This window comes from Oxynema mangrovii CENA135 (genome assembly GCF_016632315.1).
Lineage (GTDB): Bacteria > Cyanobacteriota > Cyanobacteriia > Cyanobacteriales > Laspinemataceae > Oxynema > Oxynema aestuarii.
This window is the reverse complement of the sequence record NZ_JAEOXH010000001.1, coordinates 2,992,329-3,004,530: the sequence shown is the minus strand read 5'-3', so window position 1 is coordinate 3,004,530 and position 12,202 is coordinate 2,992,329. Positions and strand designations below refer to the sequence as shown.

Annotated in this window: 10 protein-coding genes; 6 read left to right on the top strand and 4 right to left on the bottom strand. The window is 53.7% G+C overall.

Annotated elements, in window-relative coordinates:
- Positions 1 to 28: 28 nt before the first annotated feature.
- From JJD41_RS11720 to acpP, 4 genes are all read right to left on the bottom strand, one after another.
- Positions 29 to 298, bottom strand: coding sequence for a DUF2949 domain-containing protein (locus JJD41_RS11720; protein WP_200666069.1), 270 nt, complete (start codon positions 296 to 298; stop codon positions 29 to 31).
- 299 nt (positions 299 to 597) lie between these two features.
- A complete protein-coding gene (gene tkt, locus JJD41_RS11715; RefSeq protein ID WP_200666067.1) occupies positions 598 to 2,604 on the bottom strand; it encodes a transketolase in 2,007 nt (668 codons plus the stop codon).
- Positions 2,605 to 2,817: 213 nt separating this feature from the next.
- Entirely contained in the window at positions 2,818 to 4,068 is a 1,251-nt protein-coding gene (gene fabF / locus JJD41_RS11710) for a beta-ketoacyl-ACP synthase II (protein WP_200666065.1), read from the bottom strand.
- A gap of 58 nt (positions 4,069 to 4,126) precedes the next feature.
- A complete protein-coding gene (gene acpP, locus JJD41_RS11705; RefSeq protein ID WP_200666064.1) occupies positions 4,127 to 4,378 on the bottom strand; it encodes an acyl carrier protein in 252 nt (83 codons plus the stop codon).
- A 451-nt stretch (positions 4,379 to 4,829) separates the two neighbouring features.
- Here acpP and JJD41_RS11700 point away from each other — a divergent pair, with 451 nt between their 5' ends.
- The 6 genes from JJD41_RS11700 to JJD41_RS11675 all read left to right on the top strand — a co-directional run bounded on the left by JJD41_RS11700 (position 4,830) and on the right by JJD41_RS11675 (position 12,200).
- Positions 4,830 to 5,735: a CoB--CoM heterodisulfide reductase iron-sulfur subunit B family protein gene (locus JJD41_RS11700; protein WP_200666063.1), complete on the top strand. Its 906-nt coding sequence runs from the start codon at positions 4,830 to 4,832 to the stop codon at positions 5,733 to 5,735.
- Positions 5,736 to 6,008: 273 nt separating this feature from the next.
- Positions 6,009 to 6,254: a photosystem I iron-sulfur center protein PsaC gene (psaC, locus tag JJD41_RS11695; RefSeq protein WP_006616272.1), complete on the top strand. Its 246-nt coding sequence runs from the start codon at positions 6,009 to 6,011 to the stop codon at positions 6,252 to 6,254.
- 417 nt (positions 6,255 to 6,671) lie between these two features.
- Positions 6,672 to 8,585 carry a glutamine--fructose-6-phosphate transaminase (isomerizing) gene (gene glmS, locus JJD41_RS11690; protein ID WP_200666062.1) on the top strand — a complete coding sequence of 638 codons (1,914 nt, stop codon included), beginning with the start codon at positions 6,672 to 6,674 and terminating at the stop codon, positions 8,583 to 8,585.
- Between the two features lie 942 nt (positions 8,586 to 9,527).
- The gene (locus JJD41_RS11685) at positions 9,528 to 9,758 is read left to right on the top strand and encodes a hypothetical protein (RefSeq protein ID WP_168567386.1); all 231 of its coding nucleotides are present in this window, start codon (positions 9,528 to 9,530) and stop codon (positions 9,756 to 9,758) included.
- A gap of 279 nt (positions 9,759 to 10,037) precedes the next feature.
- Positions 10,038 to 11,105 carry an amino acid ABC transporter substrate-binding protein gene (locus JJD41_RS11680; protein WP_200667252.1) on the top strand — a complete coding sequence of 356 codons (1,068 nt, stop codon included), beginning with the start codon at positions 10,038 to 10,040 and terminating at the stop codon, positions 11,103 to 11,105.
- 126 nt (positions 11,106 to 11,231) lie between these two features.
- A complete protein-coding gene (locus JJD41_RS11675; protein WP_200666061.1) occupies positions 11,232 to 12,200 on the top strand; it encodes a glutathione S-transferase family protein in 969 nt (322 codons plus the stop codon).
- Positions 12,201 to 12,202: the final 2 nt, after the last annotated feature.

The following is a 12,202-nucleotide window of genomic DNA, read 5'->3' as shown; positions in this document are numbered from 1 at the left end:
ATTTGCGTTCTCGTCCGCAGGCGGGACTTTACCACCCTTCGGGGTCTGCGGGAGGCTCGCCGCTCCAAGCGGCGGACACGGGAGCGGCGGCGAGCTCCGCTCCTTCCCGTTGCAGCCAGGTGAACAGGCGATCGAATTGCTCCACGGAGATTAAGCCATATTTTAACAAGATCGTCGGCAACGGCCCGCATTCGCGATCGCTGTAGCGCAAGGCCATTTCAATTGAGGCATTGGAGAGAGATAATTCTTGTTTTAAAAAAGCGATCGCCGGAGTTAATGAATAGTTAAGGTTTGTCATTGGCTGGGTTTCCTAAAAGATTATGAAAATATTAAAAAACTGGTCTGAAAACGAAGAAAAACAAAGCTTGACAAACACTCTAACCGATGGCTTTTCCCGAGGTTTAATTTTTTACATTAATTTATAATCACCTGAATCGATCGACTTTGTTCTGTTCGAGATCGTCGATCCAGTGCGGTTACTCGCGTTAGCAAGGCTGGCACGGACGGAGACGAGTTCGATTCCGGTTGAATGTCAAACAAAAAGGCTCCCTAGAAACTAGAGAGCCTTCCGGGGCGATCGCCGCGCGACCTAGAGAATTAACCTAAGAGCGCTTTCGCTTTGGCGACCACGTTATCGACAGTAAAGCCAAAGTTCTTGAGCGCCACGCCGCCGGGAGCGGAGACGCCGAAGCGATCGATACAGACCGTATCGCCTTCGGAACCGACGTAGCGGCACCAGCCGAAGCTCGAACCCGCTTCCACCGCGAGACGCTTGGTGACCGCTTTCGGCAGCACGGACTCGCGATAGACATCGTCTTGCTCGTCGAAGATTTCCCAGCTCGGCATCGACACCACGCGCACTTTCTTCCCTTCGGCGCGCAGTTTTTCCGCCGCTTCGGCACACAGATGAGTTTCCGAACCCGTACCCATGAGGATAATCTCCGGGGTACCGTCGCTGTCGGAGAGGATGTAACCGCCTTTGCTCACCCCTTCGATCGAGCTTCCGGCCAAGTTGGGCAGTCCTTGACGGGACAGGGCCAACAAGGTCGGGCGCTTGCGATTTTCGACGGCGACTTTGTAGGCGCCGGAAGTTTCGTTACCGTCCGCCGGACGCATGACGATCAACTCGGGGATGGCGCGCAAGGTAGCGACATGTTCGATCGGTTGGTGGGTCGGGCCGTCTTCGCCGACGCCGATGGAGTCGTGGGTCATCACCCAAATCACCCCCGCTTCCGCCAGAGCAGACAGACGAATTGCACCGCGCATGTAGTCGGTGAACACCAAGAAGGTCGCGCCGTAGGGGATTAAGCCGGAGCCGTGCAGGGCGATGCCGTTGCAGATGGCGCCCATGCCGTGTTCGCGGACACCGAAGCGGAGGTTGCGGTTTTCGTAAGCGCCTTTCTGGAAGTCGCCGGAGCATTTGAGCAGGGTTTTATTGGAAGGCGCCAAGTCCGCCGAACCGCCGATCAGTTCGGGCAGCACCCCAGCGAGGGCGTTGAGGACTTTACCGGAGTGGTTGCGGGTGGCGTCTCCTTTATCGTCCGGGGTGTAGGTCGGCAGGGCTTTGTCCCACCCTTCGGGAAGTTTGCCGCTCATCATCCGTTCTAAGAGGGCGGCTTCTTCGGCGTATTCGGTTTTGTAGCGCGTCCACAAAGCGTTCCACTCTTGTTCGTAGCTGGCGCCGCGTTCTACCGCTTTGCGGAAGTGGCTGAGGGCGTCTTGAGGAACTTCAAACTCGGGATAGTTCCAGCCCAAGTATTCGCGGGTAGCTTTGACTTCATCGGCGCCGAGGGCTGCCCCGTGAACGTCGTGGCTGTTGGCTTTGTTGGGGGAGCCGTAGCCGATGGTGGTGGTGACTTTAATTAAGGAGGGCTTGTCGGTGACTTTCTTGGCTGCTTCGATCGCCTTTTGGATGGCGTCGAGGTCCGTGTTGCCGTTTTCGACATGTTGGACGTGCCAGCCGTAGGCTTCAAAGCGCTTGCCGACATCTTCGGTGAAGGAGATATCGGTGGAACCGTCGATCGAAATGTGGTTGTCGTCGTACAAGGCGATCAGCTTGCCGAGACCGAGGTGTCCGGCGAGGGAGCAAGCTTCTCCAGAGACCCCTTCCATGTTGCAACCATCACCGAGGATGACGTAGGTGTAGTGGTCTACGATGTTGAGGTCGGGTTTGTTGAATTTGGCCGCCAGATGGGCTTCGGCCATCGCGATCCCGACGCCGTTGGCAATCCCTTGACCGAGCGGTCCGGTGGTGACTTCGACCCCTTCGGTTTGGAAGTTTTCCGGGTGACCGGGGGTTTTCGATTCCCACTGGCGGAATTGCTGGATATCGTCGATGCTGACACCGTCGTAACCCGTCAGGTAGAGCAGGGCGTACTGCAACATGCAGCCGTGTCCGGCGGAGAGGATGAAGCGATCGCGGTTGAACCACTTGGGATTTTTGGGGTTGTAGCGCATCAAGCGGTCCCAGAGGACGAAGGCCATCGGGGCGGCGCCCATGGGCAGTCCGGGATGGCCCGAATTCGCTTTTTCTACCGCATCAATCGCTAAAAAGCGAATGGAGTTGATGCAAAGTTCTTGGAGGGATTGGGTTGCAACGGCCATAGTCTCTTTTTTTTTAACGACGCTCTTGTACTGGAGGGCGTTCGCTTCAAGTGAGTCTCAAAGCGAGTCTGCCCTAAAGGATAGACTCATGATCCCATTAGGGGGATATACCGACAAGGGGATCGGCTCAAAATCACTGCCGAGCGAGCGTGAAAGCGATTTTGGCGGCGAACCGATCGCGGCTTTCACGCTCGACGGGCGGCGAGTGAGGTTTCAGGCGAACTTTTTAAACGCTAAGGTGACGTTATGCCCGCCAAATCCGAAAGAATTGGACAAGGCGACGTTCACCGTTTGGGCGCGACTTTGATGGGGAATGTAATCCAAGTCACACTCGGGATCGGGATTTTCTAAGTTAATGGTCGGGGGGACGCGATCGTTGGCGATCGCCATCACCGTCGCCACGGCTTCGATCCCGCCGGACCCGCCGAGTAAATGCCCGGTCATCGATTTGGTCGAGCTAATCGCCACCTCGGCGGCGCGATCGCCCAAAGCTTTTTTAATCGCGAGGGTCTCGGTTTTATCGTTGGCGGGGGTACTCGTCCCGTGGGCGTTGATGTAGCTGACCTGTTCGGGAGCGATCCCGCCATCTGCCATCGCCAGTTCCATCGCCCGGGTCGCTCCGGTGCCGCCGGGAACGGGAGAGGTAATGTGATAGGCATCGCAGGTCATGCCGTACCCGACGATTTCCGCATAAATCTTGGCGCCGCGATCGAGGGCGTGTTCTAATTCTTCGAGCAGCAGGATGCCCGTGCCTTCGCCCATGACGAAGCCGTCGCGATCGCGATCGAACGGACGACAGGCTCGGGTCGGATCGTCATTGCGGGTCGAAAGCGCCCGCGCCGAGGCAAATCCAGCCACGGACAAGGGCGTGATCGCCGCTTCCGTGCCGCCGCAGATCGCCACCTTGGCATAACCGCCCTGAACTAACCGGAACGCATCGCCGACCGCATTCGACCCCGCCGCGCAAGCGGTCACCGGGCAGGAATTGGGCCCTTTAGCTCCGGTATGGATCGCCGTCAGTCCGGCAGCCATGTTGGCAATCATCATCGGCACCATGAACGGACTACAGCGATCGGGTCCTCGATTGAGATAGACCGTCTGCTGGTCTTCCATCACCTTAATGCCACCGATGCCCGTGCCGATGATGACCCCCACCTGTCCTGCGTTCAGGTCATCGATCGCAAACCGTGCATCCGCCAGCGCTTGCTTGCTGCCTGCAATGGCAAACTGAGCGAAGCGATCCATGCGCTTGGCCTCTTTACGATCCAAATAATCGTGCGGGTCGAATCCTTTGACTTCTCCGGCAATCCGGCAGGCATGTTTGGAGGCATCGAAGGCCGTAATCGGTCCGATCCCATTACGCCCGCTCGACAATCCTTCCCAATACTCTTGGAGAGTATTTCCAATCGGGGTAATCGCACCAAGACCCGTAACAACAACTCGTTTTCGTTCGACGTTGGTCATGATTCAGTATCGAGAGCTTCCACACCTTAAACGCAGAACCCAGGTGGAGGCAGGCAATTTATGCAGAGGCTGCCACTTTGCTGCTGATATAGTCCACGGCAGCTTGCACCGTAGCTATGTCTTCTGCCGCTTCATCGGGAATTTCAATATCAAATTCTTCTTCTAAAGCCATCACTAATTCAACGACATCTAAGGAATCGGCGTTGAGATCGTTAGCAAAATTGGCTTCGGGTTTGACTTGTTCCGGATCGACTTCGAGTTGTTCGACAACAATCTTTTTGACCTTGGCGAAAATGTCCTCTTGACTCATTAGCTTTTCCTCTTTAGATGCCGTAGCTTCAATCGTATAGGGATTTGATCCGTGCTTGATGTCTCGTTCGCGGAACTCCTCGACGCCAAGATCGCTGCGGGATTGTCCTCGCAATTTCGGCGCGGGATCGCTTTTAGACATTTCCTTATCTTATCCGATTGTTGTCACGGAAAGACAACGCGAGTCGGATTGTCTCGGAGTTCGTAGTTAACGAGGGTCGAGTTCCCTCGAAGGGGAAAAATCCTTGACTTTCGGCGCTCGACAACGGTTTAAGCGATCGCCGCCGCCCCGGTGGAGATGGCTCGGAAGGGGATAGATCCTCTATTTTTACCCAAAAAAACTCGCTTCGGTACGATCGCCTCTCCCTTGCACGAGGCTCGCAACAGGGGATGATAGAGACGGGCGTCTCGCGCACTTCGCCCGCCTTTGTTTCCTAGGACCAGGCACTCTCATGGTATCTAAATCGCTCAAATACGCTTACTTTCCCGGTTGTGTTGCCCAAGGCGCTTGTCGCGAACTGTATCAGTCTACCGGAGCGTTGGCCGAAGCTCTCGGCATCGAGCTGGTGGAACTGAAAAAAGCGTCTTGCTGCGGTTCCGGCACGTTTAAAGAAGATTCCCAACTGTTGGAAGATGCGGTCAACGCGCGCAATATTGCCCTCGCGGAACAACTCAATTTACCCCTGCTGACTCACTGCAGTACCTGCCAGGGGGTGATCGGTCATGTAGACGAGCGGTTGAAAGCGTTAAAAACGGAAGATCCCGCCTATATCGACCGAATCGATACGTTGCTGAGCGAACAACACTGCTCTCCCTATCGTGGCACCACGGAAGTCAAACACTTGCTGTGGGCGTTAGTGGGCGATTACGGTTTGGAGGCGTTGCGCGATCGCGTGCGCCGTCCCCTGTCGGAACTCAAGTGTGCTGCCTTCTACGGCTGCTACCTGTTACGCAAGCAAAGCACCCTCCCCTACGACGATCCGTTCGACCCGCGATCGATGGAAAACCTGTTTGAGGCGGTGGGGGCGACTCCGGTGATTTATCGAGGGCGAACCCAATGCTGCGGTTGGCCTTTGTCGAGTTACGCCACCGAACAGTCTTTTCAAATGGCGGGAACCCACATCCAAGAGGCGATCGCCGCCGGAGCCGATTGTCTGGTCACTCCTTGTCCCTTATGCCATTTGAATTTAGACTCGCGTCAGCCGGAGGTCGCCCAACAGATCGGCCAACCTCTCAACTTACCCGTGCTGCACTTACCGCAACTGGTGGCTCTGGCGTTGGGACTCGCACCGGAACAACTCGGCTTAGACCGTCACGTGGTTTCGACGCGCTCTTTGTTACAAAAATTAGGATTTTAGGACGAGTAAGGGCCAGGGGAAGCGATCCCCGAGGGGAGCGAGGAAGTGGCCTTTCCGAGGCGATCGCGTCCCTGTAGCTCGATTCCGGCGATCGCCCGCTTTGCCGTCGGAATATTACGATGTTTTAAGTTATCGGCCCTTTGATGAGAGGACTCAGAACGACTGCGATAAACTAAGCCAAGATTTATATCTCTTAACGGTGAAACCTCACCGTTAAAGCTATTTACCATCGATCTGAAATCCTGTTGAGAATTCTTTGGGAGTATTGATTCCATGTCTCATTCCGTCAAAATCTACGACACGTGCATTGGCTGCACCCAATGTGTCCGTGCTTGTCCTCTTGACGTATTAGAAATGGTGCCTTGGGATGGTTGCAAAGCCGGACAAATTGCTTCCTCCCCGCGTACCGAAGATTGCATCGGCTGCAAGCGCTGCGAAACCGCTTGCCCGACTGATTTCTTAAGCGTCCGCGTCTATCTCGGTGCCGAAACGACTCGGAGCATGGGTCTGGCTTACTAAAGTCATTCGACTCGATACCTTGTTTTCAACTCAAGGTTTTCCTGGAAAAGAGGGAGCAAACGGCTCTCTCTTTTTTTTTACTTTTTTTTGCACTTTCATTTGTTTGAACTTTTCTGAAGCGAGGCGGACGCGATCGCGCAAGCGGGGGAACGGTCGAGTTTCCGGAATCCACGGCAGGCCGTCGGAAGACAACTCTCAAGGACGATCGCCCCCCGTATAACGTCCCGTGGGGCGATCGTCGAGTCGGAGTCGAGAGAACTTTTGCAACTCAACCCTCGTCTTTCCGGGACGATCGCATCGGTGTCGATGTCGAATTTCCCTCCAGAACCCAGCCAACGGCGCGATCGCCTCCCAACCGACTCCAGAAAACGCAAAATAATATAAACAGTACCGCATTCAACAGGAGCGATCGGTTACATGTGTGGAATCGTCGGTTATATCGGCACGCAAACCGCGAGCGAAATTTTACTATCCGGATTGGAAAAACTGGAATATCGAGGCTACGATTCGGCAGGGGTCGCCACCGTCCATGACGGTCAACTCCAGTGCGTTCGCGCTAAAGGCAAGCTCCATCACCTGCGAGACAAGCTCGAAGGGTTGGACAATCCGGCTCAACTCGGCATCGGTCACACGCGGTGGGCGACCCACGGCAAACCGGAAGAACACAACGCCCACCCCCACATGGACAATCACCAGCGCGTGGCGGTGGTTCAAAACGGGATTATCGAAAATTATCGGGAATTGCGGGCCGAACTGCAAGAACGGGGACACCAGTTTCGTTCGGATACGGATACGGAAACGATCCCGCACACGATCGCGGAAATCTTGACCCAGTTGGACGGCAGCGATCGTACCAATGCGGCGCTGCAAGCGACTTCGCCGTTATTGGAGGCGGTACGCCAAGCGGTGAATCGCTTAGAGGGAGCTTTTGCGATCGCCGTCATCAGTGCGGACTACCCCGACGAACTGATTGTAGCCCGGCAGCAAGCGCCTTTAGTCATCGGTTTCGGTCAGGGGGAATTTTTCTGCGCCTCGGACACTCCGGCGATCGTCTCCCACACCCGGGCGGTGTTGGCGCTTGAAAATGGAGAAATCGCCCGTCTGACCCCGTTAGGCGTCGAAATCTACAACTTTGCAGGCGATCGCCTCCGCAAATCTCCCCGCTTGCTCAACCTCAATCCCTTACTGGTTGAAAAGCAGGGCTTCCGCCATTTCATGCTCAAAGAAATCTACGAGCAACCCGGCGTCATTCGCACCTGTTTGGACGCTTATTTTAACAAGGACTGGCAGGCGGGAGACAACGAACAACCCCCGGTCACCCTCGACATTCCCCCGGCATTATATGCGGATCTCGAACAGATCGAAATTCTCGCTTGCGGGACGAGTTGGCACGCCGGATTAGTGGGCAAATACCTGCTCGAACAACTGGCGGGAATTCCCACCAACGTGCAGTATGCCTCGGAGTTCCGTTACGCTCCGTCGCCGTTGCGACCGAACGTGATGATGGTCGGGATCTCTCAGTCGGGAGAAACGGCGGATACCCTGGCGGCGTTGGCGACGGAACAACAGCGCCGCAACGGTCTCGACCCCGCCTATCACGCCCGCTTGGTGGGGATTACCAACCGTCCGGAATCGTCTTTGGGCCATTTGGTGCCGCATTTGATCGATACCCATGCCGGGATCGAGATCGGGGTGGCGGCGACGAAAACTTTTTTGGCGCAGTTGATGGCGTTTTACGCTTTGGCGCTGGATCTGGGGTACCAACGCAAAACGTTAACGGAAGCGCGCATCGAGGAGATTATTGCGGGATTGCGGCAACTTCCGGCTCAAATTGAGATGTTGCTCAGTTCTCAAGATGGGGCGATCGAAGAGTTGGCCCACGAGTTTGTGGAAACTCAGGATTTTATTTTTATCGGACGGGGGATTAATTTCCCGATCGCCCTCGAAGGCGCCCTCAAGCTCAAGGAAATTAGTTACATTCACGCGGAAGGCTATCCGGCGGGGGAAATGAAGCACGGCCCGATCGCCTTACTCGATTCTAAGGTTCCGGTGGTGGCGATCGCCATGCCCGGGACGGTCTACGAAAAGGTGATTTCTAACGCCCAAGAAGCAAAAGCCCGCGATGCTCGCATCGTCGGCGTTACGTCTTTAAATGGCAAGCACGCGACGGACGTGTTCGATACCCTCTTACCCGTTCCGGTGGTGGATGAATTAATTTCGCCGATTTTATCCGTGATTCCGTTACAACTTTTGGCTTACCACATTGCGGCCCGTCGCGGTTTGGACGTGGATCAGCCGCGCAATTTGGCCAAGTCTGTAACGGTAGAATAGATTACATTTTGGTCATTTTTGCCTGTTTTGCTACTTCGGGTCGGCGAGAAGAAAGCTTCGATCTGCCGACCCGATCTTCTTGTGAATTTTTACGATCGAAACCGCCGATCTTTGTCAATTTCTGCAAAGCGATCGCCCGTCTATCCCGCGATCGCTTATTGTAGAACTCAGGCGATCGGTAGATCCGCAACTTCCTTCTATTTGGCGATTTTGCCTTTTTTTTCACCCCTTTTTATCGGCGATAGATCGCAGCGTCTCTTTCTGGCAGGATCGGCGCCTCCCCTTGTCTGACAAGGGTTTGGAATCGGCGATCGCTCTATCCGCCGACTCCTAAAGCTCGCCACTCCCCCGCCTTAACTTTAAGAAAGATAAAGCCCGGTGGAATGTAATCTATTCGCTTTTTCTTCATAAAGGTTTATGCTCTTGTTGATGATTTATAAGGTAAAGTTATGATAACGCCAATGTAAGGTTTTTGTAATTATTGTTGCATCTTATGTGTTGTTGAATCTGCTATTACCAGATAAGCTATGGTGTAAATATAAAGGAAAAATTAAAGGTACTAGACCTCGGGTTCTTGCAGTCTCCGAGGTTGGCGTCAAAGTAGACTGGAGATGGCTGCTCCAAGCCCCCGATTAGGGTCAATTAACCCACTGTTGAGTCTTGGAAACGGCGATCGCGGGTGAGGGCTTGACTCTACCCCGTTCGGGTCGAAAGACCCCTCGAACGAGAACCGAAAACGAAGGGCTGAATCTGTCCCCAATTCGAGCCCTCTGTTAGGGAAACATCCACTTCCCCGACCGATACCCAGGCATCTCGATGCGCGTACCGTAGGGGAATCCTCCAGGTTTGGTGGTTCCTGGCCGCAAGGTATCCAAAATCACTATTTTGCTCCTCCCTTCTTCCGGATGGAGATCCAAGAGGGTAACCGCAAAGGAGGTTTTGATGAACCCGTTAATGCTCCGTCAACTGTGGTCGTCGATTGAAAATTCTCAGGTAAATATTCTGTTGAGCCTCGACGACACGAGTTTGATTCAATGGTTGATCAAGCAGTTCAAGCAAGAGCAATCCCTGAATCAAGACGAAACCAACATGATCGACAATTACCTGAGAACGAAACTGTCATTAATTCGTGACATCGCCCAAGAACGGATCGGAACCGAAAGCATGGGCTGAAATCCTGCGCCGATTCCGAATCGCGATCGCTCTCCCCCTTTCATCCCTCGCGCGATCGCTCAGACTCGTCAGCCAATTTCCCCGGCGCCAGATCCGACAGCGATCCTGGCCGTCAAACGCGCCATCGCCTTCGGTCGCGTTTCGTCACGCTGTAAGATAAGACCTGAGCCACGAGCGACCAACAACTTTCGTGGCGCGGTTGGTTTGACGAAATCACTACTACCCTGGCGTGTAAACAAGGACAATATTGACATGGGGGTTATTGCCACGGGCGAAGTTATGGCTAAATGGGGATTATTACCACTGGTGAGTTTATGTTTGGCGCTGGTCGTGGGGGGGTGTGGCCCGAGTGTGCCACCGAGTTCGACATCCTCCGGATCCGCCAGCAACACCTCGCCTACCTTAGAACGCATTAAAACCAAGGGTCGGATCGTTTGTGGGGTCAGTGGCGAATTGCCCGGGTTTAGCTTCGTGAACACTCAAGGCGAATACGCCGGACTCGATGTCGAGATTTGTCGGGCGATCGCCGCCGCCGTGTTTGACGACCCCACCGCCGTCGAATTTCGCAATCTCAACGCTAAAGAACGCTTTACCGCCGTTACAAGCGGCGAAGTAGACCTTCTCAGTCGCAACACCACCTTTACCCTCAGCCGCGATACGGGCGCCGTCGCGATGGAATTCGGCCCGGTCGTCTTTTATGACGGTCAGGGGATCATGGTTCGCAAAGATAGCGGTATCGAATCCCTCAAAGACCTCGAAAATAAAGCCATTTGTACCCAAACTGGAACCACCAACGAACAGAACTTAGCCGACGTGATGGGGGAACAGGGTCTCGCCTATCAACCCGTGGTCTTTGAAGATGTCAACGTCGCCTACGCCACCTACGCCGAAGGTCGCTGTCAGGCGGTCACCTCCGATCGATCCCAACTCCTCTCGCGGCGATCGCGCTTTCCCAACCCCGAAGACCACCAAATTCTCGAAAACCTCATTTCTAAAGAACCCCTCGCCCCCGCCGTCAGCGACGGAGACCCCCGGTGGACGCAGGTTCTGCGTTGGGTGGTTTACGCCACCATCTACGCCGAAGAACTCGGGATTACCTCTAAAAATATTGAGGAACAAGCCAACAATCCCAATCCCGAAGTCAAACGTTTCTTAGGAACCGAAGGCAATTTAGGCCAAGAATTAGGCTTAAGTCCCGATTTTGCCGCCCGAGTGATTAAACATGTCGGCAATTACGGCGAAATGTACGATCGCAACCTCGGCCCCCAGACCCCCTTAAGCCTCGATCGCGGTTTAAATAAATTATGGACTGACGGGGGATTAATGTACGCCCCGCCCTTTCGTTGAGGAAAAGGGTAAAACTGGGGAGGGTTTTGAGCTTTCACTCAGTCCCGAGTCTCGATTCCCTCATTGTTTCAATCTAAGATCTGAAATCTAAGATCTAAGATCTAAAATCTAAAATCTAAAATCACCATGGGTTTAGGCTTACTGATTGACGGTAAATGGGTTTCCGAACGGGAACAAGAAGATAACCAAGGTCGATTTCTTCGTCCTTCTACCACCTTTCGCCATTGGATTACTTCCGACGGTTCCAGTGGCTTTAAAGCTGAAAGCGGACGCTATCATCTCTATATTTCTTGGGCTTGTCCGTGGGCGCATCGAACGGCAATTATGCGCCAATTAAAAGGACTGGATAATGCGATCTCTCTGTCGGTCGTGTCTGCCGTTATCGACAAAAATAGTTGGGAATTTAGCGACGAACCGGGGATGATTCCCGATCGCGTCAACGGCTGTCATTATTTGTGGCAACTGTATCTTAAAGCCCAACCGGATTATAGCGGGCGGGTTACAGTTCCGGTGTTGTGGGATAAGAAAACTGGGGCGATCGTCAATAACGAATCCCGCGAAATTATTCGGATGTTAGATACTGAATTTGAAGCCATTGCCCAAAATTCGGTTAATTTTTGTCCGCCGGACTTGAAAGCGGAAGTCGATCGCGCGATCGATGCGATTTACCAGCCGATTAATAACGGTGTTTATCGCGCGGGATTTGCAACAACTCAAATCGCCTATGAAGAAGGGGTCACCGATTTATTTAAAGCCCTGGATAATTGGGAAGAAATCTTAGGAAAACAACGCTATTTATGCGGCGATCGCCTCACGGAGGCAGACTGGTGCATGTTCACAACTTTATTGCGCTTCGACCCGGTTTATTACTTTCATTTCAAATGTAATTTACGCCGGATTCAAGATTATCCCAATCTCTGGAATTATCTCAAAGAGTTATATCAATATCCGGGCGTAAAAGAAACCTGCAATTTCGAGCATATCAAGCGCCATTACTATCAAAGTCATCCCAAAGTAAACCCCACTCGCATCGTTCCTATCGGGCCGATCTTTAATTTAGACGAACCCCACGATCGCGATCGTTTCAGTTCGTAATT